This window comes from Brachybacterium sp. AOP29-B2-41 (assembly GCF_052378395.1).
Lineage (GTDB): Bacteria > Actinomycetota > Actinomycetes > Actinomycetales > Dermabacteraceae > Brachybacterium.
Genome location: NZ_JBQSXR010000006.1, coordinates 123,041 through 146,701, shown reverse-complemented (window position 1 = coordinate 146,701; position 23,661 = coordinate 123,041). Strand labels below are relative to the sequence as shown.

The window sequence follows — 23,661 nt, the reverse complement described above, 5'->3', positions numbered from 1 at the left end:
CACCTGGGTGGGGAACTGTGGAGAAGCAGCGCGCTCTGACGCGCTCTGCTGCGCTGTCGAATCTGGGACCACGTCGCATCGAATCGCTCGACGACCCGGAAGGAACGCACATGTCTGTGCCTGGTGGGGGACAGTACCCGTCACAGGATCCGCATCCGCAGGATCCTCAGCAGCACAATGCAGGACCGTCGCAGGAGGGTCAGCAGCCGCCGCAGAGCGCTCAGCCTCCGTACGGCTCGCCCGCTCCGCAGTACGGCTCGCCGGCCTCCGCGCCCCAGTACGGCTCCGCGGGGTACGACTCCGCAGGGTCTGCCCCGCAGTACGGCTCCCCGGCATCCGCTCCTCAGCACGGATCGCCGGCGCCGCAGGGCGCTCCCGTCGGCCCGGGCTCTCCGGCGCCGCAGGGGGTCGCGCCGGCCCCGGTCGTCGCCACGGGGATGACCCCTGAGCAGCTGAAGCAGAAGCTCGACGCCGCCGGCCTGTCCAACCCGCTGCCGTCGCTCGCGGTCGGTGGCATCACCTACCTCGGCGGCATCCTCGTCTCCGTCCTGGCGATCGTGCTGCTCGCGATCGCAGCCGCGATCGCCGACATGGGGAACCCGGTCCAGGCCACGCTCGAGGGCATGGACATCTCTCCGGACGAGACCCTCAGCGGCCTCGCCTCCGCGCTGCGCTTCCCCTTCCAGCTGGTCGCGATGGCGATGCTGGGCTCCCTCGGCTTCAGCAAGACCTTCGACGGAGAGAGCCTCAGCGCCTCCATCCGCCTGCTGCCTGGCGTGGTCACCGTGGTGATGGTGCTGCTGAGCTTCTACGGCGGCCGCTTCGTGCAGCGCCGCCAGGCCGCCGGGAAGCTGGGCATCTGGGTCTCCGCCGCCCTCGCCGGCTTCGTGGTCGCCCTGGTCACGGTGATCGCCGCGCTGATCTTCGCGCAGCCGATCCCTGTCGACGAGGACATCACGCTGCGGCTGCACGCGGCAGGCTTCGACACCTTCTTCGGCGCGTTCCTCCTGCTCACCCTGGCGCACGCGCTCGGTCGGATCAGCCTGCGCGCGCGCCCGGCCTGGTGGCCGCTGGTCACCGACCTCACCGCGGGCTTCAAGCTCGCCCTCACCCATGCGCTGATCGTCACGGTGCTGGCCTTCGCAGGACTCACGGTGGCCACCACCATCCAGGCGCTGATCGACGGGGAGACCCCGCCGATGCTCTACGTGATCCTGCTGCTGCCGCTGCTGGGCGGCTACGTCCTGTCCTACCTCACGGGCCTGGACCTGCTGTCCGCGCTCGGCGTCTCGATCACCGGTCCCGAGCTGTTCGATGAGTTCGGCGTGACCGGAAGCGAGTTCTTCTCGGTCTTCTCGATGCCCTGGTACACGTGGCTGGGTGCACTGGTGCTGATCCCCGTCGGCCTGATCCTGGCTGCGCTGTTGTGGCAGCACCAGCGCCAGGTGGTCCCGAACAACGTGGTCGCCCTCGCGGTCTCGTGGGCTGCGCTGCCCGTGGTCTACTTCGTCGGCGCGCTCGGACTGATGATCCTGGCGCGGTTCTCGGCCACCGTGGGGTACTCCGGGTCGTTCGGGGACGGTGAGGTGATCGGTGCCTCGCTGGGCCTCGCCGCCTGGACCCCCCTGCTGGCGGGCCTGGCAGGCGTGATCGTGGAGCTGCTCTCGCGCTTCGTGACCCCGCTGGCAGCCCCCTTCATCCCGGCCAAGGTGCTGTCCTGGTTCCGGCGCCCGCTGGCCCCGGCCCTGGCGGGCACGGGTGCCGCGACCCTCGCTGCAGGCACCGCAGGAGCAACTGCGACCGATCAGGCTCTGGCGCCGAGCGCGCAGGGCGTTTCGACGGAGCCTGCGGACAGCGCTGCGCAGACCGGTGCCCCGCAGACCGGTGCGCCGGGTCTCGCGCCGACCGCGCAGTCCACGACCAGCAGCCCCTACGCCACTGTGCCGATGGGCGGCGGAGCCGCTGCGGTCGCGGCAGGACCGGCGGGCCAGGAGCAGGCTCCTGCCGCGCCCCTCTCGCCGAAGGCGCGCAAGCTCATGATCGGTGGCGGCATCGCCGTGGGTGGTGCCTTCGTGCTGCTGGTGGGGATCGCGATCGCGTTCAACGTCATCTCCTCCACCGTGTTCTCCCCGGAGAAGCGGGTCGAGGCGTATCTCGGCGCACTACAGGACGGGGACGCCGCCACGGCGGTGGAGATCTCGGCCCCGAACGCGCCGACGGCCCAGCAGGTGCTGTTGACCAACGCGATCGCCGGCTCTGCCGAGAACCGCATCAGCGGCTTCGAGATCGTCGACTCCGAGGAGTCCGGGGATGACAGCGTGAGGGTCACCGCGAAGGTGGTCCAGGACGGTGTCAGCACCACCCGCAACTTCTTCGTGGAGCGCAACGGACGCACCGCGCTGGTGTTCCCCGAATGGCGGATGGGCGAGACCGAGTACGCCTACCTCGAGCTGCAGATCCCGGAAGGGGCGAGCACCATCCTGGTCAACAGCCAGGAGGTGGCGGTGGAGAGCCTCGCCGCCGAGGGAGGCTACGCCGTGGCCGCAGTGCTCCCGGGTCAGTACACCGTGAGCCTGCCGGAGGTCTCGGAGTTCATCGGCTCCGAGGAGAGCCCGGTGTTCGTCTCCGCCGATCCGGAGGGCTGGTACGAGCTGTTCGCCGCCCCGACCTACACCCTGACCGAGGCCGGCACCGCCGAGGTCCAGTCCCAGGTCGACACCGCACTCGACGAGTGCGCGAAGTCCACCGAGTCCGCCCCCGAGAGCTGCCCCTTTGAGGCCTGGGCCAGCAGGATGGTCGAGGGCTCCGGCTCCTGGACCATCGACACCTACCCGACCGTGGAGATCGAGCCGACCCAAGAGGGGTGGAGCGTATCCAGCTACGACAGCCCGGGCGAAGCCACCTTCGCCTACCAGGAAAAGGGCTGGAGCGAGGAAGATGCCCCCACCGACGCGACGGACGTCTCGACGGTCCGCGTCTCGGGAAGCGTGACCCTCGCCGAGGACGGCACCCTCACGGTGGACCTCTCGGAGGATGGCTGGTGAGCTGACCGCTGAGAGGTCCTGAAGGACCGTCGGCGCAGCCTCGCCCGCTCCCGCAGAACCCGGCCCCGGCCCCCATGAAAGGGGTCGGGGCCGGGTTCTGTGCACTCCGGTGCGTCCGGCTGGCTCAGCCCATGCGCTGGTCGCTCTCAGACCGCGCCAGGTCGCCGCGAGCGCGAACGGATCCTGGATGACCGCGACGAAAATGTCCAGCCCCACGACGGTGCGCTGCCCGGTGACCGGGCCCAGGTAGGAGAATCTGTTCCCCAGGGCGATCACGAAGCGGTGAACGGCGAAGAAACCGACCAGCAGGAACGCGGGGATCAGAAAGGAGGTGAGCCAGTGACTTCTCGCCCTCGAGGGCCAGCTGCAGCTGACTGCGCAGGGTGCGGGGCTTCGCGCGACGAGGTCGCCCGTGATGCACTGATCCCCGGCCTTGATCGTCGCCGCACCTCTGAGGCCGCGGAGCCGGAGCTGGAACATTCCGAAGAAAGCGTCTGAGCAGGACACAATACGAGCGCCCCGGTCCCGGGGCACGAGGACGAGGAGGAGCAATGCGCGCACTGCGCAAGGTCGCACCCGGTGCCGGGCTGGAGTGGACGACGGTCGAGGAGCCCGGGTGCGGGCCCTGGGACGTCAAGGTGCGGGTGCTGCGTGCCGGCATCTGCGGCACCGACCTGCACATCCTGGCCTGGGATGCCTCGGCAGAGTCGATGTGCGACACGGTGCCCTTCACTCCTGGCCATGAGTTCTACGGCGAGGTCGTCGAGGTGGGGGAGGAGGTCAGCGACGTGCGCGTCGATGATCGCATCTCCGGAGAGGGCCATGTGGTGTGCGGGACCTGCCGCAACTGCCGTGCCGGCCGTCGCCAGATGTGCATCCGCACCCGCTCCGTGGGGGTCCAGCGCGATGGCGCCTTCGCCGAGTACGTCACGGTCCCGCACCAGAACGTGTGGGTGCATGAGCACGACGGCGGCGAAGAGCTGATCAGCCCCGAGCTCGGCGCCGTCTTCGACCCGCTGGGCAATGCGGTGCACACCGCGCTGAAGTTCCCGGTGGTCGGCGAGGACGTGCTGATCACCGGAGCCGGACCGATCGGGCAGATGGCCGCGGCCGTCGTCCGCCACGCCGGCGCCCGCTACATCACCATCACCGACGTCTCCCCGCAGCGCCTGGAGATGACGGAGGGCTGCGGAGCTGATCTGGTCCTGGACGTGGCCAGCATGAAGGTGCGCGACGCCCAGCGCAGCCTGGGCATGCGGGAGGGCTTCGACGTGGGGCTCGAGATCTCCGGGCAGGCCCGGGCCCTGCAGGAGATGATCGAGAACATGAACCACGGCGGCAAGATCGCGCTGCTGGGCCTGCCCTCTCAGCAGTTCGAGATCGACTGGACCATGGTCGTGACCCGCATGCTCACCCTGCAGGGGATCTACGGCCGCGAGATGTTCGAGACCTGGAACGCGATGTCCGCGATGCTCAGCACCTCCGAGGTGCTGCGCGCCGCGATCACCCGCACCATCACGGACGTGCTCCCTGCCACCGAGTGGGAGCACGGCTTCGAGATCGCCAAGGCCGGCACCGCAGGCAAGGTCGTGCTGGACTGGAGCATGCTGGACGACTGACCCGCCCGACCCACCAGCCCCGCCATCCCCGCCATCCCCGCCGGACCCGCCCGACCCGCCCGACCCGCCCGACCCGTCCGTCCCGCCCTCTCCGTCGGCCGCCCGTCACCCCAACTCGCCGACCCTCACTTCCGCCACGACCGGAAACGTTCCAGCGACGTGGAACCTTTCCGGTCGTGGCGGAAGGATCACCCTCGGATCACCCTCTCTGGAAGGACCCCACCCCGATGTACACCGACCTCAAGGACCAGCTGACCGCCGAGCTCACCGAGATCGAGCAGGCCGGCACCTTCAAGCACGAGCGTGTCATCTCCACCCCGCAGGCCGGCCGGATCACCGCCGGTCCCGTGGGCCGCGGGGGCGCCGAGGTGCTGAACTTCTGCGCCAACAACTATCTCGGCCTCGCCGATCATCCCGAGATCGTCGTGAGCGCGAAGCGGGCCCTGGACGAGCGGGGCTTCGGCATGGCCTCGGTGCGCTTCATCTGCGGCACCCAGGACCTTCACCTGCAGCTCGAGGCCGCTGTCTCCGGTTTCCTCGGCACCGAGGCCACGATCCTGTTCTCCTCCTGTTTCGACGCCAACGGCGCCGTGTTCGAGCCGCTGTTCGGCAAGGAGGACGCGATCATCTCCGACGAGCTGAACCACGCCTCCCTGATCGACGGGATCCGGCTGTCCAAGGCGGCCCGCTTCCGCTATCGCAACGCCGACCTCGCGGACCTCCGCACCCAGCTCGAGGCCGCCGCGGCACTGCGGGAGGGCAAGGGCGCGCGCCGCACCGTCATCGTCACCGACGGCGTCTTCTCGATGGACGGCTACCTCGCCCCGCTGCCGGGCATCTGCGATCTCGCCGAGGAGTTCGGGGCGCTGGTGATGGTGGACGACTCCCACGCCGTCGGCTTCATGGGTGCGACCGGCGCGGGCACACCCGAGCATTTCGGGGTCTCCGAGCGCATCGACATCTACACCGGCACCTTCGGGAAGGCGCTCGGCGGCGCGAGCGGCGGGTACGTCTCCGGCCGGCGCGAGATCGTGGCGATGCTGCGCCAGAAGGGCCGCCCCTACCTGTTCTCCAACTCGCTGGCCCCCTCGATCGTCTCCGCGACCCTCACCGCGCTCGAGCTGGTCGCGGGCAGCGCCGAGCTGCGCGGCACCCTGTTCCGCAACGCCGAGCTGTTCCGCCGCCGGATGAGCGAGGAGGGCTTCGAGCTGCTGCCGGGGGAGCACGCGATCGTGCCGGTGATGTGCGGAGACGCCGCACTGGCCGGCCGGATCGCCGACGCGATGCTCGAGCACGGCGTCTATGTCACGGCCTTCTCCTATCCCGTGGTCCCGCAGGGGAAGGCCCGGATCCGGGTGCAGCTCTCCGCCGCCCACACCGACGCGGATGTCGAGGCCGCGGTGCAGGCGTTTGTCGACTCGCGCGCGGCGGTCGAGCAGGGATGAGCCCGGGTGCGGCCGGGCCTCAGCTGCCCAGCCGCATCCAGTCGTCGGTGCGTACGCGCAGGCCCAGGCTCACTGCGCGCAGCACCATGAACAAGAAGTTGCAGGCCAGCCACAGCATCGCGAGACCCAGCGGCCCTGCCGGTGCCCACCAGGCCACCAGGACGGCGCCGGGCAGGATCGCGATCGCGATCAGGCTGCCCACCTTGGCGAGGTAGGGGGCGTCGCCCGCGCCCATCAGCACTCCGTCCAGCACGAAGACATAGCCGGCGATCGGCTGGGTGATCACGAGCACCCACAGTGCGGCGCGCAGGTGCTCCTGCACGGCGACGTCGGGGGTGAACAGCTCGGGAACCACGTAGCTCCCGGCCAGCAGCAGCACGGCGACCACCGCGCCGCCGCCCACGCCCCAGGTCATCAGGCGCCGAGTCACGGCGTGCACGGTGCCGGGATCCGAAGCGCCCAGGTAGCGGCCGGTGAGGGCCTGGCCGGCGATCGCGAGGGAGTCCAGCGCCAGGGAGAGCACCGTGAACACGGTCATGGCGAGCTGATGCGCGGCCAGCTGCACCTCGCCCAGACCGGTCGCGACCACGGTCGCGGCGATCACCACCACTCGCAGCCCGAGCGTGCGCACGAACATCGGCACCGCGTCCCGGCCCACGGCCACCAGGTTGCTCAGGTGCGGGGTGAGGGCGATCCCTTCACGGCGGGCGCGGTGGATGATCACGGCGAGCAGCACGGCCACCATGCCCCATTGGCTGATGATGGTGCCGATCGCGGACCCGGCGATCCCCAGGTCCAGCCCGAAGATCAGCACCCAGTTCAAGGGGATGTTCACCAGCGCGCCACCGACGGCCACCACCAGGGGCAGCTTCGCGTCCTGCAGGCCGCGCACCAGGCCGGTCGCGGCCTGCACGGCGAGCATCGCGGGCAGGCCGAAAGCGCTGATGCGCAGGTAGATCACCGCTTCGGCCAGCACCTCGGGCGAGGGCCCGAAGGCCGCGAGCAGCGGCTTCCCGGCCACCACCAGCAGGAGCGTCGAGGCGGCACCGACGACGAGCGCGAGCCAGCAGGCGTCGATCCCGCGGGAGATCGCCTCCCGGCTGCGGCCGGCGCCGAAGGAGCGGGCCACAGCCGCGGTCGTGGAGTAGGCCAGGAAGATCGCCAGGCCCACGATGGTGGTGAGCACCGTCGAGGCCAGGCCCAGGCCGGCGAGCGAGGTGGTCGAGACCCGTGCGATGAAGGCCGAGTCCGCGAGGAGGAACAGCGGTTCGGCCACGAGCGCGCCGAGGCTCGGGATCGCCAGGACCAGGATCTGCCGGTCGACGGTGCGCCGCGCACGCTCCTCGCGCGGGGAGTCGTCGGAGGAGGGACCGGAGGGCACCCCTCCATTGTGCGTCGTGATCTCCTCTCTTCGTCGGATCCGTTCTCGCAGGTTCCCGTGAGAAGGTTCTTGCGGAAGACTCGACGCCAGGGCCGCAGGGCGAGGCGGCGGGCCGCACCGCCACCCGCCGCGCACCCCTGAGGAGCAGGATGAACCGCCTGGCCACGCTGAGCCTGAACAATCGGTCCTTCATCGCACTGGTGTGCATCGCCGTGTCGATCATCGGCGTCTTCGTCATGACCACGATGCGCCAGGAGCTCATCCCCTCGGTCTCGCTGCCGCAGATCCAGGTGATGACCGTCTCCCCGGGCTCCTCCTCCGAGCAGGTGCGGGACCGGATCACCGGCCCCGTCGAGCAGTCCCTGTCCGGGCTGGAGAACGTCGAGGGCACCTCCTCGAGCTCGCAGGCGGGCATGTCGATGGTCACCGTTGAGCTCACCTACGGCACGGACATCGCCCGCTCCTCGAACCAGGTCGACGCCGCACTGACCCGCATCGAGGATCAGCTGCCCGAGGATGCCGACCCGCAGGTCATCTCCGGCGGCACCAGCGACCTGCCGGCTGTGGTGCTGTCCGTCTCCTCGGACCTGGAGCCCGGCGACCTCGCCTCCCGGCTCGAGACCTCGGTGACCCCCGAGCTCGAGCGCGTCAGCGGCGTCTCCTCCGTGGCCGTGATCGGTGCCCCCGAGGAGATCGTGCAGATCACCCCCGACGAGGCCGCACTGGCTGAGGCCGGGCTCACGGAGAACGACATCTCCACGGCGCTTGATGCCCACGGGCTCTCCCTGCCCGGCGGCTCCGTCGTGGACGGCGACCGCACCATGGACGTGGTGCTCGGCCAGGACATCGACAGCATCGAGAGCCTCGAGCAGATCGTGCTGATGCCTCCCGCGGGCAGTGAGCAGGGCGAGGAGCAGCAGCTCGGCCCGGACGGCCAGCCGCTGCCCGACGCCGAGCCCCAGCAGCCCGCTCAGCCGGTCACCCTCGCAGAGGTCGCCTCAGTCGAGCGCACCGAGCAGGAGGCCACCTCGATCTCCCGCACCAACGGGCGCGAGTCCCTGGTGCTGATGGTCACCGCGACCGTCGACGGGAACGTCGTGGACGTCTCCGAGGGCGTCGAAGGGGTGCTCGCGGACACGCTCCCGAGCGTCGGAGGGAATGCCGAGGCCGACGTCGTCTTCGACCAGGCCCCCTTTATCGAGGAGTCGATCCTCGCGCTCGCGGAGGAGGGCCTGCTGGGTCTGCTCTTCGCCGTCGGCGTGATCCTGCTGTTCCTGCGCCGGGTGCGCCCGACGGTGGTCACCGCGATCTCGATCCCGACCTCGCTGCTGATCGCCTTCATCGGCATGTATGTCACCGGGTACACGCTGAACATGCTGACCCTGGCGGCGCTGACGATCTCGATCGGCCGCGTGGTCGATGACTCGATCGTGGTGATCGAGAACATCACCCGCCACCTCGCCTATGGCAAGACCAAACGCCGAGCGATTCTCGACGGCGTCAAGGAGGTCGCCGGCGCCATCACCGCCTCGACGCTCGCCACCGTGGTGGTGTTCCTGCCGATCGCGGTGGTCGCCGGGATGGCCGGCGAGCTGTTCCGGCCCTTCGCCCTGACCGTCGGCATCGCGATGCTGTCCTCGCTGCTGGTGGCGCTGACCATCGTGCCGGTGCTCGCCTACTGGTTCCTCAAGGTCCCCAAGGGGCATGAGGACATCGACCCCGACGATCCCGCCCAGGCGGCGGCGATCCGGGAGCAGTCCGAGGCGAAGGAGGAGAGCACTTGGCTGCACCGGATGTACGCGCCGGTGCTGCACCTGGTGCTGGATTCGCTGCCGCGGCGCCTGCTCACCGTCGGCGCCTCGATCCTGGTGCTGGTGGGCACCGTGTTCCTGATCCCGCTGCTGAACATCAGCTTCCTCGGCGACACCGGGCAGAACATCGCCTCCCTCACCCAGACCCTCCCCGCCGGCAGCAGCCTCGCACAGTCCTCGGACAAGGCCGCCGAGAGCGAGGAGGCGCTGCTGGAGGTCGACGGCGTCGAGACCGTCCAGACCACCATCGGTGGTGGCGGTTTCGGTTTCGGCGGCGCTGCGAGCAACGAGGTCAGCTTCTCGATCACCACTGATCCCGACGCGGATCAGGAAGCCCTGCTGGACGAGATGGTCACGACCCTCGAAGCCCTGCCCGAGCCTGGCACCATCGAGGCCGCGGACATCGCCTCGCCCACCGGCTCGAGCTCGGTGGACATCCTCATCACCGGACCCACCGCCGAGGCTCGGCAGAGTGCGAATGATGCGCTCCTCGCCGAGCTCGACCCGCTGCCCAGCGGCGTGGCCGAGGTGGGCAGCGATCTCCAGGCCGACCAGCCCACTGCCGTGGTCACCGTCGATCGGGAGGCCGCTGCACGCATGGGGCTCACCGAGGAGGCCGTGATCGGAATGGTCGCCCAGCAGATGTTCCCCGGCGCGATCGGATCCATCACCCTGGACGACAACGAGCTGGACATCTACGTCGCCGGCGGCGAGAGCGTCGACACCTTCACCCAGCTGCAGGACCTGCAGCTGATGGGCACCATCCCGCTGACGGACGTGGCGAGCGTCGAGGAGGAGCTCTCCCGCCCCTCGATCGCCACCCAGGACTCCCTGGAGACCGTCACCGTCTCGCTCACCCCCGCGACGGAGGATGTCTCCCAGGCGACCGCGGCCGCGAACGTCGCGATCGAGGACGCGGAGCTGCCCGAGGGCGTCGAGGCGACTCTCGGCGGCACCGCGGCGGACATCGACGAGACCTTCGGTCAGCTCGGCATCGCCATGCTCGCCGCGATCCTGCTGGTGTACGTGCTGCTGGTGTGGATCTTCAAGTCCCTGATCCAGCCGCTGATCCTGCTGGTCTCGATCCCGTTCGCGGCGATCGGCTCCCTGGGTCTGCTGGTCATCACCGGGGTGCCGCTGGGACTCGCCTCGATGATCGGCCTGCTGATGCTGGTGGGCATCGTGGTCACCAACGCGATCGTGCTGATCGACCTGGTCAACCAGTATCGACGGGACGGGATGACGCTGGACGAGGCCCTGCATCTGGGCGCCGCCAAGCGGCTGCGCCCGATCCTGATGACCGCCGCCGCAACCATCTTCGCGCTGATCCCGATGGCTCTGGGCATCACCGGCAACGGCGGCTTCATCGCCCAGCCCCTGGCCGTGGTGGTCATCGGCGGCCTGATCTCCTCGACCCTGCTGACCCTCGTGATCGTCCCGGTGCTCTACCGCATCGCCGAGGGCCCGGGGGAGCGCAGGCGGGTGCGCGAGGAGTCGCGGCTCGCGCAGCTGCGGGAGAGCCGCGAGAGGGTCGAGAACGAGAAGCGCGAGCGCCGCGAGGCCGAGCAGCGGGCGCAGGCGCGGGCCGCGCTGGGCGACGCCGGAACGGCGGGAGCCGACGCTGCTGGCCGCGGTGATCGTGCCGGGGGCACTGACCGCCCCGGTAGCACCGACCGCCCCGGCGGCACCGTGGTCACCCCTCTTCCCGCAGCAGCTGCCCATGGCCGCCGCAGGTCCCTCAAGGAGCGCGGCGGGCTGGTCGGGATCGTGAAGCGGCGGCTCGGGCGGGACTGACTCCGCACGGGGCCTGCGGGCCTGCGGGCCTGCGGGTCAGCGAAGCTGACGGAGCCGACGGAGCCGACGGGGGCCTCACGGCGCTCTGCCGGGTCGCTCTTCGCCAGGCGCCGCCGCGTCGTTCCCTGCCGGGCGCGCCGCCGCCCCATAGGCTCACGCCATACAGCCACCGGCGTCGTCACGCCGCACGCAGGTCCGGGGCTGCCCCGCAGGTGAGGAGGCCGGGATGCGCACACCGCAGAGCGTCGTGGTGGGGATGGCGACCTTCCGTCGGCCGGAGCTGCTCGCTGCGCTGCTGCCTCGTCTGCTCGAGCAGATCGAGCAGGTTCAGTCCGCTCTGGACGCAGCACCGGAGATCCGCATCGTGGTGGTCGACAACGATCCCGCCGGCAGCGCCCGTGACGCGGCGACCGCGCTCGGGGACCAGCAGATCCATTACGTCGTCGAGCCGGCACCGGGCATCTCCAGCGCCCGCAACCGGGTGCTGGACGAGGCGGCGGGCGCGGACGTGCTCGTCTTCCTCGACGATGATGAGACCCCGCATGCGGGCTGGCTGCTCCACCTCCTGGCCACCCATCGCGACTACGACGCCGACGCGGTCAGCGGCCCGGTCCACGCCGTGTTCGAGGGCCCGGAGGATCCCTGGGTCGCCGCCTCCGGTGCCTATCTCGAGCCACTGCGCGAAGGGACCCCTACGGGGACCGTGCTGCGCCGCGCGGCGACCAACAACCTGCTGCTGGACCTGCGCACTGCGCGAAAGATGGGACTGCGCTTCGATCCCCGGCTCGGGCTCACCGGGGGCGAGGACTCACTGCTCACAGGGCAGCTCACACGCGCCGGCGGAAAGATCGTGTGGTGCGCCGAGGCAACCGTGGACGATCTGGTCCCGGCAGAGCGGAACACGCGAGCGTTCCATCTCCGACGTCGCCGGGCGCAGTCGGCGACCACGGTCACCGTGGAGCGGATGCTCGAGCCCGGTCATGGGGCCAGAGTGCGCAACACGCTGCGCTGGGCGATCGTGGGCTCCGGCCAGATCGTCAAGGGAGCGGCGCAGACCGGCTGGGGCGCGGCGCGCAAGGACGTCCGTGCGAGGGCGAGGGGCGAGCGCAGGGTGGCGAGTGGGCTGGGCGTGCTCGGCGGAACGCTGGGAGTCCTCTCGCGGCCGTACGCTCGGTCGAAGGCTTCAGGAGACGGTGCCCTCAGGTCGCCGGGACGTCGCTGATCACGTACTTCGTCTTGCCTCCGGTGTAGGGGAGCGTCGGCACATAGTCGATCCGCACCGGGACCTCGTGGTCGATGCGCTCGCGCAGCTCCTGCGCGGCGGCCTCGATGTGTCGGCGCGACTCGGCCCCCGAGCCTTCGACGATTCGCAGGGTGATCGAGCTGTCCGCCAGCTGGTGGATCTGGAACTGGCGCACCGCGTCCGGGTGGGCGCTGAACATCGCCATCAGCCGGTGGGCGAGCAGCTTGCCGCTGGGGAGACGCAGGACGTCCACGGTGCGGCCGTCCGGTGGCTCCATCAACGGCAGCGCAGACCCGCAGGAACAGGGGTCGGCGCGCAGAGCCCCGCGGTCCCCGGTGCGGTAGCGGATCAGCGGGAAGACCCGGTTGCGCAGATCGGTGATCGCGAGGTCACCTACCACTCCGGGAGCAACCGGTCTTCCCTCCGAGTCAAGCACCTCGATCCGGCGCACATCGGAGAACACATGGAGGCCGTCCTGGCGCGCGCACTCCCCGGCCGTCCACCCGAACTCCGAGCCGCGGTACTCGTCGTACACCGGGGCACCGAAGGACTCCTCGAGCCGCTTCCGCACGGAAGGGGTCAAGGGTGCAGCAGTGGTGGCGACGGCACGCGGCGCCGGCACAGAGGCGTCGTGCTTCTCGAGGAAGTCCGCGAAGGCGAGCAGGGCACCCACATAGCCCTCCAGCAGACGCGGCCGCACTCTCGTCAGATCCCGCTGGAAGCGGGCCATGGTCTCTTCGGAGATCAGGGCGGCGTCGAGATACACCTGCCGGGTGGGCCACCAGGCGACGGTGTTCTTCGCGGATGCCAGCCTCCCGAAGTTCCAGCGCGCCACCCGGGCCAGGTCGTCGTAGGGTTCCACGCCCCACCAGGAGTACATCCGCCAGCTCAGGGCGAGAGAGGGCACCCGGGCGTCCTGCATGGTGCGCAGAGGTTCGCCGGTGCTGCCTCCGGTGAGCGCTGGTCGGATCGTCTTCCGGGTCGCCTCGGGGGTCGAGAACTCGTCGCTGTGCTCTTTGACCGTGGCGCGGTCCAGCACAGGCAGCTCTGCCCAGGCCTCCGGGCTGCGGAGTCGTGCAGGATCGATGCTCCGCTCTCCGTAGACCCTCCGGTAGTACGGGGAACTGTGCATCGCGAACTGCACGATGTCGCAGGCGAGGGAGTCCTGCAGCGCGATGAGCTCCTGGGGAGTACACCGCTCGTTGCTCCTGAGCTCACGCAGGAAGCGCCCGGAGCGGGCACGGACGGTGGTGGCCTTCGCGGAGAACAGAGCGGAGCGTGCGGTGGGCAGGGCGCGCCGCCGTTGTCGTACCCCGGGGGTGCTCATGATCCCTCGACCGGTCCGCGGGAGTATTCCTCGTAGCGGCGACCGAGGGCTGCGGCGACCATGCCACGCCCACGGAAGTGAGTGCGCACGCCGCGGGCATCATGATCCAGCCGTTGGCTCAGGCGTCCGTACAGGTGTCGAGCGGCTCCGGCCCCGATCCGCAGCGCGCCGCCGGGGACCATCCTCGTGCGCAGGGCGAGTCGCTGCAGCTTCCCGTCGGCCATTCGCAGGCGCGCGAGCGACCAGGCGTTGGCGGAGCTGTAGGCGCGCTGGGTCGCCCAGTCGCGGGTGAGTCGGTCGGCGATGACGAAGTCCTCGGTCTCGGATTCTGCGCAGTACACGATCGTTCCGCCTCGTCCCACCAGCTGCCGGCTGAACAGGGTGTCCTCGCCTCCGGCGAGGCCGAGCGATTCATCGAACCTCACTCCGAGCCGGCGCACCTGGACCAGGTCCAGCAGCAGATTCCCGGCGGCGGCCACTTCCAGCGGAGTGCCGGTGGGGCGCGGGATCCGACGGAATGTACCGGTGGCCAGCACCCATGGATCCGCGTCATGGTCGAACACCGAGATCACACGACCCATCACGGCGCTGCTGCCGTACTGGCGCCACGTGGCCACCAGGGACGACAACCACTGGGGGCGCGGCAGCTCGTCGTCGTCGATGAAGGCGATCAGATCGCTGTCCCTGCATTCGTCGAGGGCACGGTTGCGGGCGGCGGCGATCCCTGGCGTGGGCTCGTGGACACAGCGCAGCGGCAGCCCGGTGTCGACAGTCGCCGGAGCACCCGATCGGTCCAGGTCGTTGTCGATGACCAGCACATCGATGTCGACCCCTGTGCATTCGGCGAACCTCTCCGGCAGGGCCTCCAGCAGGGCCCGCAGGCGCTCGGGCCGACGGAAGGTGGGAATCGCGACGGTGAGCCGAGGCGGGGCGAGGGAGTGAGGGCCGGTCATCGCAGGCTTCCTTCCGTAAGGGCGTCATGGGCGAACGATGAGGGCCGGAACCCCCGGTATCCCAGGCCGGCGACCGCGCCTCGCAGGGCAGCCCAGGCCCCGCGGGGATGGGTGAGCAGCTGCCGTCGGCCACCGCGCAGCCAGATCAGCAGTGACTGCCGCGGGGTCGCGAGCAGCCAGTGCAGGCGGTCGCGCCCGCTCAACGTCCGACGCCCGAACAGGAGCCGATTGCGGATGTTGTAGTAGTAGTACAGCGGTGACTTCGCCCGGGCGTCACGGTCGGTGTGGGTGCCGCCCTCGTCATGGACCACCAGCAGATCGTCGCGGAGCACCAGGGTCATGCCCAGCTCCGCCGCGCGCCGCGAGATGTCGACATCCTCCCAGTACAGGAAGTACTCCTCGCTGAGGCCCCCGACCCGGTCGAACGCCTCCGCGCGGAGGGCGAGACAGGCACCGCTGAGCCAGTTCTTCCACACCGGGTCCTGGTCCTCCGTCGCCCACCCGGAACGCATCTGCCCGGTGCGGCGATGCACTCCAGCACCGCGGAAGTGCGGCCGCCCCTCCCCGTCGTCCATGTACGGGGAGATCAGGGCGTCGGGGTGGGTGCGTGCATGGTGGGCGAGTTCGCGCAGCACGCGGGCCGACGCCACCGCGTCGGGGTTGAGGGTGATGAACACCTGGTGCCCCCGTCCGCGTGCGGCGGCGATCCCTCGGTTGACCCCGGCGCCGAAGCCGTCATTCGGGGAGGGGACCAGCAGCCATCCACGCTCGCGGCACAGTCGTGCGGTGAGCTCGCGGGCACGCTCGGAGTGGAAGTTGTCGACCACCACCACCTGTGCCCCTGCCTGGCCATCGAGATCTGCGCCGATGTTCTGCGCCAGCAGGTTGGGGAGTCCGTAGTTGACGATGACCACGGCGAAGGCGTCGGTCTGAGACTCGTCCACATCGCTCCTCAGGTGTGAGTCCGCGGCCCGACGGCAGTGACGGTGGCCCGGGTCAGCTCGCGCCGTCGGTGGCGCTTGGACGGATAGTGGACAGAGCATAGTCCAATTCGAGTAAGTTGCGTAGTATGTCCGATTAGGCCCTGTGTGGGCCCGGACGCGAGGTGTCGCGGTCCTGAGGCGCCGAAGTCGGCATTCCGGAAGAACAGTGGTGGTGCTGTGCTCGTCGAGACCTATCGCAGTCTCGAGCGTGCCCAGAAGGGTCATGCTCGAGGCGCTCCCGCCTATTCCGTCTATGTCAATCGGAGGCTGGGCCGCCTGTTCGCCAGCCTCGCCTACGGCCTCGGGCTCACCCCGAATCAGGTGTCACTGATCAGCGCCGCCCATACCTTCTTGGCCATCGGGCTCATCGCGCTCGCGCCGCCGACGGTGTGGATCGGGCTCGTGATCGCTCTGCTGCTGGTGCTCGGCTACGCCTGGGATTCAGCCGACGGGCAGGTCGCCCGGCTGCGGGGCGGGGGCAGCCCTCAGGGTGAGTGGCTCGACCACTTCATCGACACCCTGAAGATCTCCTCCCTCCATCTTGCCGTCCTGGTAGGGCTGTATCGCGCCTCGCCGGACGGCGCCGGGTGGCAGCTGTTGATCCCGCTGCTCTTCAGCGTTGCCGCGACGGCCACCTTCACCGCGATGCTCCTCAATGACCTGCTCAAGGGCAAGCATGCGCAGGCCTCCACTCATGAGCGCGGCGGCGGCACCCTGGGTCGCTCGCTCCTGGTGCTACCCACGGACTTCGGTCTCGTCTGCCTGGTCTTCGTGCTCTGGGGGTGGCCATCGGTATTCCTGGCCGGCTACGGCCTGCTCACCGCAGTGGCCGTGGCATTCCTCGCGCTGGCGGCGAGGAAGTGGTTCCGTGAGATGGGGTCGCTGAGGGGGTCCGGATGAGTTCGGAGCTGGTGCTGGTGGTGTGCGCGGCGAACGTCTGTCGTTCGCCGCTCGCGGAGCTGATCCTGAGGCGCGGACTCGCTGGCCGTGCTGACATCCGCATCGAGAGCGCCGGCACCAGGGTCCGGGCAGCTGCTGAGATCTGCGAGCTGGTCTCCACGAGCGGCGACGAGGAGACCTGGAGATCGGCAGCGAGGTCGCATCGCTCGCGTGCTGTGACCCCTGAGCTCTTGAACGACGCCGCGCTGATTCTCGTGGCGGATCGCGAGGTCCGTTCCGAGGTGGTGCGCTCTGTGCCGGAGGTTCGCGACCGGGTCTTCACATTGCGCGACGCGGCGCTCCTCGCCGAGGGCTTTTCACCCGATGAGCCCACGCGTCGGGCCGGGATCGTCTCCCGCTTCACGATGCATCTGGACCGGACTCGCGCTCTGCGCGGTCGGCCGACCTCGCGCCGTACCCGCTGCCGAAGGCGACCCGGGGTGGACTGGTCGAGCATCGAAGACGGACACGGCCGCTCCGCTCGACGGCATGCGGCGGCGGTCCATGAGGTCACCGCTGCCGTGTCTGCCGTCGTGGCGGCCCTCGCTGGCTCGCAGCAGGGCCGGCGCGCCGAGGCGCCCGCATAATGTCCAAATAGTCCGTTGTGGGAAGTATGTCCGAAACTGTATGCTCAGACCGGGTCGCTTCTCGCGACCATGTCGACTCCGTGCGACATCAGCGCTCCAGGCACCAGAGGGGGTCTCGAATGCGCCTCAGCAGAGGACCGCGCCGTGCTCGACCCCACCCGCGGATCGCGGTTCACACACTCGCGGCGCCGCTGGTGCTCCTGCTCATTCTCGGGGCATGCTCGCCGGAGCCCCCTCCAGCGGGTGCCCCCAGCACTCCCTCGCAGGGGACGTCCTCGCCGACCATCCCGTCGGGATCTCCCGCACCTCGTCCTGCCGACCCGCCCTCGGACGCTCCGTCCCCGACCAGTGGCCCGTCGGCATCGCCGTCCCCGACGGGCGATCCGTCGGGATCGCGATCCCCGACGGACGAGCCCTTGGAGACCGAGTGGAGCGCTCCCGAGGATCCCACCGCTGAAGGACCTACCGCAGCGCCGCAGCTGCCAGAGGTCCATGGCCCCGCAGGGGAGGAGCTCGCTCTTCCCACCGGCGTCATCGTCACGCTGACGTCGATCACCACCACTGATCTCACCGCACAGACCCCCGGGGAGTACGCCGGACCCGCCGTGGTCGTGGTCGTCCACGTCGACAATGCGTCTCCCGGCTCACAGGATCTCGACTCGGCCGTCGTCTCGCTGATCGCGGACGACGGCGAGGTGGGCATCCCGACCTGGGCATCCCCCTACGCACCACTTCAGGGCGAAGTGACCAGCGGCGGCAGCGCCGAGGGCACCTACGTCTTCATGCTCGATCCGGCACCTGACCGTGCTGTGACCGTGAGCGTCAATCCCTCGGCCGGTGAACCGCTTGCGGTCTTCGCCGGGCATACCTCCTGACACGCCGTCCTCATGGGCCGGGAAGCGGAGAGCAGCACCATGCAGAACCTACGACGACTGCCCGCGACGGCGGGTCGGCTGCTTGCCGCCCTTCTGGCGGCAGCGATGATCGGTGCCGGCCTGACGGCGGTGCTCCAGCCGAGTGCTCAGGCCGTTGATGCCGTGCTCCCTTCTCCGCCCCCGCTGTTGCAGCGCGACGAGAACGTCGTCACCTCGGACCCGATCCCCACAGTGCAGATCGACAACGGGTATGTGTGGTCGCAGGCGACCATCGGCACCACGGTCTATGCCGTCGGTGATTTCGATAATGCCCGCGCACCGATGGCGAATCCCGGCACCCAGCTCACCGCACGCTCGAACGTGCTCGCCTATGACATCGAGACTGGAGCGCTGCTGCCTTTCGCGCCTCAGGTCAACGGTGTGGTCAAGGCCGTGGCCGTCTCCCCGGACAACAGTCGGATCTATATCGGTGGTTCCTTCACCTCGGTGAACGGACAGAACCGGTGGAATATCGCTGCCCTCGATGCGACGACCGGAGCGCTGCTGCAGGGCTTCAATCCCGCGATCGGAGGCACCGGCGTCTACGCTCTGGTCGCCCAGGGTTCGATGGTCTATGCCGGAGGTCTGTTCACTCAGGGCAACGGTACCGCGCGTAAGAATCTCGCCGCGTTCAGCGCGAGCAACGGTGCGCTCATGCCGTGGGCGCCCGAAACCGATCTGCAGATCGATGCCATGGTGGCCGATCCCGGTGGCGAGAAGATCATCGCCGGCGGCCGCTTCTCTCGTGTCAACGGCAATACGAGCATGCGCGGCGCGGTGGCTCTGGACAGGATGACCGGGGAGGTCGACACCGACTGGCAGTTGGTGCAGACCGTCAAGAACGGCGCCACCACTGGAAAGGCCGGGATCTTCTCGCTCGCCGCGGACGACACCGCCGTCTTCGGCACCGGATGGGTCTACGCGGGCGTCACTATCGGCAACCTCGAGGGCACCTTCGCTGCCGAGGCCGACTCCGGTGAGGTGCGCTGGATCGCCGACTGCCTCGGCGACCACTACGGCGTCTATTCCACCGGCGAGACCGTCTACACCACCAGTCACACCCATGCCTGCTCGACGATGGGACTCCACCCTGAGCAGAGCCCTCGTGAGCACCGCTATGCCGAGGCCTACACCGCGGATGTGCGCGGCACCCTGGGACGCAACCCGCACGCTGGCGGCACCTATCAGAACTGGGAGGGCACCCCGGCACCCTCCGTCTACGCCTGGTACCCGGATTTCTACGTCGGTCGGACCACCGGCATGGGCCAGGCTGGACTCTCGATCACCGGGGTGGGCGACACCATCTCGATAGCGGGCGAGTTCCAAGGTGTGAACCAGGGCCGCTTCGAGGGCATCGTCCGCTTCGCCAAGAACCCGCCCGGGGGAGCGAAGGACGGCCCCCGGCTGACCTCCTCCGCCTGGCAGCCGACAGCGAACTCGCTGGTACCCGGCAGGATGAGGGTCTCGATCCCGGCCAACTGGGACCGCGACGACCTGAATCTCACCTACGAGCTGCGCCGCGCCGGGATGAGCACGCCGGTCGCGACGAGAACGCTCGCCTCCACCTGGTGGAACCAGCCGACCGTCACCCTGGAGGACACCACGGCCGCTCCCGGGTCGACCCACACCTACACAGTCGTGGCGCGTGACGGCGATGGGAACAGCCGCACCAGCGGCTCCGTCACCGCCACGGTCGCGGCAGGTACCGCGCCCGAGTACGTGCAGACCGTGCTCGACGACTCCCCACAGCTGTACTACCCACTGGGCAGCACGCTGCAGGACTGGGCGGGGGCAAATCCGGCTGTGGCCGGCAGCGGGGTCAGCGCCGACTCCTCCGGTATCCCGAACTCAGCGACCGGCCGCTCCGACCTCAGCGGAACCAGCTCCGGGCGCCTCGCCTCGAGCACACGAGCCGCGGTCGGAGCGGAGTTCTCCACCGAGCTCTGGTTCCGCACCAGCACGGGACGTGGCGGGAAGCTGATCGGCTATGGGGACGCGAGCTCCGGCAATTCGGGCAGCTACGACCGGCACGTCTACATGAGGAACGATGGACGCCTCGTGTTCGGAGTCCACCCCGGTGAGGTCCGGACGGTGCGGAGTCCCGAAGCATATGACGACGGACAGTGGCACCACGCCGTCGCCACCCTCGGTGCCGCTGGTCAGCAGTTGTACGTCGACGGCCAACTGGTGGCGTCGGATGCATCGACGATCTCGGCGCAGCCGTACAGCGGATACTGGCGGCTCGGCGGTGACAATCTCAGCGGCTGGCCGAACCGTCCCTCCTCCGACTACTTCAGCGGTTCCCTCGATGAGGTCGCCGTCTACGACCGCGCTCTCACCGCGGCTGAGATCAGCGCCCACTTCGCGGTGGGTGCCGAGCTGGAAGCGCCGAGCGCAGCTTTCACGGTGACCACCGACGGGGCGGAGGTCGCCGTCGACGGCAGCAGCTCCGCGGCAGCTGGCGACGCCACCCTCGTCGAGCACCGCTGGGACTTCGGGGACGGCAGTCCCTCCGTGACCGGCGCGACCTCCTCCCACACCTACGCCGCGACCGGCACGTACACCGTGACCCTCACCGTGACCGACAGCAATGGGCTGCTCGCGAGCACCACCCGAGAGATCTCGGTGCTCGGACCGAACGCGCCGCCTCTGGCCGACTTCACGGTGAGTGCTACCGGCCTGACCGCCTCCGCAGATGCCGCCGGAGCCTCGGATCCGGACGGCACGATCACTTCGTACGAATGGGACTGGGGTGACGGCGCCACCTCCACCGGGATGGTCGCCTCGCACGCCTACGCCGCTGCTGGTGAGCGCACAGTCACCTTGCGCGTGACGGATGATCGCGGCGCTACCACCGAGAGCAGCCGTACTGTCCTCACCACCCACGACGCTCCGGTCGCCCGGTTCACGACGGTGGCCGCAGGACTGGACGTCACCGCAGATGCTGGCGGTTCGAGCGTGTCCGATGGCGCCTCCCTCACCCACTCCTGGGACTGGGGCGACGGCAGCGCTGCCACCAGCGGAGCAGTAGGCACTCACAGCTACGCCGAGGACGGCGTCTTCGAGATCACGTTGACCGTCACCGACTCGCTGGGCGCCTCCGACCTCCTTTCGCAGTCGGTGACCGTGGCCGCAGTGTCCCTCGCGGCGTCGGATACGTTCTCGCGCACCGTGAGCAGCGGTTGGGGTGCGGCGGATACCGGTGGCACTTGGGCGCCCACCGGAGGCAGTGCCTCCCTGGCTTCTGTCTCCGACGGCGAGGGGGCCCTGACGCTTTCGGCAGGCGCAGGTATCAGCATGGTCCTGCAGGACGTGCCTCTCTCCCAGAGCGGCACCTCGGTGACGTATTCGCTCACCGGAGCCCCGTCCACCGGCGCGCTCTACGTCGGGACGGAGGCCAGGTTCGTCGCCGGCAGCAGCTACCGCACCGTGGTGTGGCATCGGGCCGACGGCACCTCCTGGCTGCTGATCCAACGCAACGGGGCGGTCATCGCCTCACTCCCAGGGATTCCGGGCACGTGGGCGGCAGGAAGCTCCTTCCACCTGCGCGCCGAGGTGGTCGGCACGACCTCTCCGACGATTCGGATGAAGGTCTGGCCGGTTGCGACACCGGAGCCGACGGGCTGGCAGCTGGAGACCACCGACACCGCGGGGGCCGCCCTTGCTTCTCCGGGGGCCTCTGCGCTGTATGCGTATCGTTCTGGATCCAGCACCGGACAGGCCCCGGTCACCTTCGACGACTACCGTCTCCAGGACCTCAGCGGGCCACAGCCGCCGGCCCCGAACCAGGCTCCGGTCGCCTCCTTCACCACTTCTGCCTCCGGACTCGAGATCGCAGTCGACGGCAGCGGTTCGACCGACTCCGACGGTTCGATCACCACCTACGCCTGGGATTTCGGCGATGGTGAGACCGCCTCCGGCGTCACCGCGACGCACCAGTACGCCGATCCCGGCACCTACACCATCTCGCTCACCGTGACCGACGACGACGGCGCCACACACTCGACGACAGCGACCCAGGTCGTCACTGCCGAGGTGCTGGCAGCCGGAGACACCTTCAGCCGCACCACGACCAATGGGTGGGGCACGGCGGACGCCGGCGGCGGATGGGCTGTGACCGGCGGTGGGAGCTCTGCTGCCTCTGTGGAGAGTGGTGTCGGAACGCTCACGCTCCCCGCTAGTGGCGGGCGCAGCATGGTGCTGTCGAGCACCTCGCTCGAGGACAGTGAGTCGTCGATGGTCTACACCCTGACCGGGGCGCCCTCGAGCGGCGCTCTGTACGTGGGGCTGGAGTCCCGGTTCGACGCCGGCTCCGCCTATCGCTCGACGGTGTGGCATCGTGCCGACGGCACCATGTGGTTGTTGGTGCAGCGCGGCGGCGCAGTGATCGCGTCCCAGCCGCTGACCGGCCGTTCCTGGAGTGCCGGCGACACCTTCCGGATACGCACCGAGGTGACCGGGACCAGCGCGACTTCGATCCGAGTCAAGCTCTGGACCGATGGCCTCCCCGAGCCGTCCAGTTGGCAGCTCGAGACCACTGACGCCGCGGGTACCGCGGTGACGGCCCCGGGCTCGCCGGGCATCTACGCCTATCGAGTGGGGTCGGCGATCGGACTGGCACCCGTCGCCTTCGACGACCTGCGGGTGCAAGAGATCGCGGCAGCTCCTGCCATCGCGGCCCGCACCGTGGACGCCCCGGCGCGCACGGCCGTACCGGCGAACGGGCCAGAGCAGGCCCCGACCGAGCAGCCCGCTGCGGAGAAGCAGGACCCCCCGGCCACAGTGCCCGAGGAGCCCGTCGCGCAGGAACCTGGCGCGGAGACCGTTCCCGAGCCCGAGCCCGAGCCCGAGCCCGAGGCCGAGCCGGAGCCCGCGCCTGAACCGGAGCCGGTCCCGGAGTCCGCGCCGGAGCCGGAGCACGCGCCTGAACCGGAGCAGGCCCCCGAGCCCGCGCCTGAACCTGCCCCCGAGTCTGATCCGGTCCTGACCTCCGGTGCTGAGATCGGCGATGACTTCGAGCGGGACGATGCCCCGAGCTGGGAGCGTTCCGCAGAGGAAGATCCATGGACTATCCGTGGCCTTCCGTCATCGGCGGTCCGCCTGGAGGCGGGCGCGGGGCTGCTCGAGCTTGAGGCCGGGGATGCCGGCACCGCGCTCCTGTCCACCTCGTCGGTGACCGACAGCGTGATGGAGATGCAGTTCAGTATCGATGGCGAGAATGGACCGGATGGCACCGAGGCGGGCATCATCGCCCGTGCAACGGATGAGAGCCGGTACCTGGTGAGCGCAATCGTGGAAACGGATGGCGCCGTGACCCTGCGAGTGCACACCGGCGACGAGGAGATCCACGCGGTGGAACTCTCAGACCTGCAGTTCGAGCCAGGGGCTTCGTACACGCTCCAAGTGTCGGTGACCGGCACCGGGTTGACCACCATCTCCGCCAAGCTCTGGAAGACGACGTCAGAGCCACCGGCTGAATGGCAGCTGACCACCACCGACGACTCTGAACCTCTGCAGGGCGCCGGAGCTGTCGGACTCATGGTCGGACGTGAGGACGGCTCCACCGCGTCCGTCACCGTGCTCTATGAGGGGTTCGAGGTCGAGGCATCCGCGTAAGATCC

General features: G+C 69.5%; 14 protein-coding genes. 10 read left to right on the top strand and 4 right to left on the bottom strand.

What is annotated here, in order from left to right:
- Positions 1-110: 110 nt before the first annotated feature.
- From ACT3T9_RS08070 to ACT3T9_RS08060, 3 genes are all read left to right on the top strand, one after another.
- The gene (locus tag ACT3T9_RS08070) at positions 111-3,044 is read left to right on the top strand and encodes a hypothetical protein (RefSeq protein ID WP_444606275.1); all 2,934 of its coding nucleotides are present in this window, start codon (positions 111-113) and stop codon (positions 3,042-3,044) included.
- A gap of 551 nt (positions 3,045-3,595) precedes the next feature.
- Positions 3,596-4,663 (top strand): L-threonine 3-dehydrogenase, encoded by a 1,068-nt coding sequence (gene tdh / locus ACT3T9_RS08065; RefSeq protein ID WP_444601017.1) that lies wholly within the window; start codon positions 3,596-3,598, stop codon positions 4,661-4,663.
- 227 nt (positions 4,664-4,890) lie between these two features.
- On the top strand, positions 4,891-6,108 hold the full coding sequence (locus ACT3T9_RS08060) for a glycine C-acetyltransferase (protein ID WP_444606274.1): 1,218 nt from the start codon (positions 4,891-4,893) through the stop codon (positions 6,106-6,108).
- A 19-nt stretch (positions 6,109-6,127) separates the two neighbouring features.
- Here ACT3T9_RS08060 and ACT3T9_RS08055 read toward each other — a convergent pair whose 3' ends face one another.
- Entirely contained in the window at positions 6,128-7,489 is a 1,362-nt protein-coding gene (locus ACT3T9_RS08055; RefSeq protein WP_444601019.1) for an MATE family efflux transporter, read from the bottom strand.
- Between the two features lie 149 nt (positions 7,490-7,638).
- On the opposite strand from ACT3T9_RS08055, the gene ACT3T9_RS08050 reads away from it, so the two are divergent.
- Entirely contained in the window at positions 7,639-11,094 is a 3,456-nt protein-coding gene (locus ACT3T9_RS08050) for an efflux RND transporter permease subunit (RefSeq protein WP_444606273.1), read from the top strand.
- A 226-nt stretch (positions 11,095-11,320) separates the two neighbouring features.
- The gene (locus ACT3T9_RS08045) at positions 11,321-12,316 is read left to right on the top strand and encodes a glycosyltransferase family 2 protein (protein ID WP_444606272.1); all 996 of its coding nucleotides are present in this window, start codon (positions 11,321-11,323) and stop codon (positions 12,314-12,316) included.
- Here the strand turns inward: ACT3T9_RS08045 and ACT3T9_RS08040 are convergent.
- Genes ACT3T9_RS08040 through ACT3T9_RS08030 form a run of 3 tightly spaced genes read right to left on the bottom strand, consistent with a single transcriptional unit; the run spans position 12,294 to position 15,561 of the window.
- Positions 12,294-13,664, bottom strand: coding sequence for a phenylacetate--CoA ligase family protein (locus tag ACT3T9_RS08040; RefSeq protein WP_444606271.1), 1,371 nt, complete (start codon positions 13,662-13,664; stop codon positions 12,294-12,296). The genes ACT3T9_RS08045 and ACT3T9_RS08040 overlap by 23 nt on opposite strands.
- Positions 13,661-14,617, bottom strand: coding sequence for a glycosyltransferase family 2 protein (locus ACT3T9_RS08035; RefSeq protein ID WP_444606270.1), 957 nt, complete (start codon positions 14,615-14,617; stop codon positions 13,661-13,663). Before ACT3T9_RS08035 ends, ACT3T9_RS08040 begins: the two co-directional genes overlap by 4 nt.
- Positions 14,614-15,561 (bottom strand): glycosyltransferase family 2 protein, encoded by a 948-nt coding sequence (locus tag ACT3T9_RS08030; protein WP_444606269.1) that lies wholly within the window; start codon positions 15,559-15,561, stop codon positions 14,614-14,616. The genes ACT3T9_RS08035 and ACT3T9_RS08030 overlap by 4 nt, the downstream gene beginning before the upstream one ends.
- A 216-nt stretch (positions 15,562-15,777) precedes the next feature.
- Between ACT3T9_RS08030 and ACT3T9_RS08025 the strand changes: the two genes are divergently transcribed.
- The 5 genes from ACT3T9_RS08025 to ACT3T9_RS08005 all read left to right on the top strand — a co-directional run bounded on the left by ACT3T9_RS08025 (position 15,778) and on the right by ACT3T9_RS08005 (position 23,656).
- Positions 15,778-16,500 carry a CDP-alcohol phosphatidyltransferase family protein gene (locus ACT3T9_RS08025; RefSeq protein ID WP_444606268.1) on the top strand — a complete coding sequence of 241 codons (723 nt, stop codon included), beginning with the start codon at positions 15,778-15,780 and terminating at the stop codon, positions 16,498-16,500.
- Entirely contained in the window at positions 16,497-17,126 is a 630-nt protein-coding gene (locus tag ACT3T9_RS08020) for an arsenate reductase/protein-tyrosine-phosphatase family protein (protein WP_444606267.1), read from the top strand. Before ACT3T9_RS08025 ends, ACT3T9_RS08020 begins: the two co-directional genes overlap by 4 nt.
- Positions 17,127-17,343: 217 nt before the next feature.
- Complete coding sequence (locus ACT3T9_RS08015; protein ID WP_444606266.1) at positions 17,344-17,583, top strand: hypothetical protein; 240 nt, start codon at positions 17,344-17,346, stop codon at positions 17,581-17,583.
- A complete protein-coding gene (locus ACT3T9_RS08010) occupies positions 17,543-18,001 on the top strand; it encodes a hypothetical protein (protein ID WP_444606265.1) in 459 nt (152 codons plus the stop codon). The genes ACT3T9_RS08015 and ACT3T9_RS08010 overlap by 41 nt, the downstream gene beginning before the upstream one ends.
- A gap of 39 nt (positions 18,002-18,040) precedes the next feature.
- Positions 18,041-23,656: a PKD domain-containing protein gene (locus ACT3T9_RS08005; RefSeq protein WP_444606264.1), complete on the top strand. Its 5,616-nt coding sequence runs from the start codon at positions 18,041-18,043 to the stop codon at positions 23,654-23,656.
- Positions 23,657-23,661 lie beyond the last annotated feature (5 nt).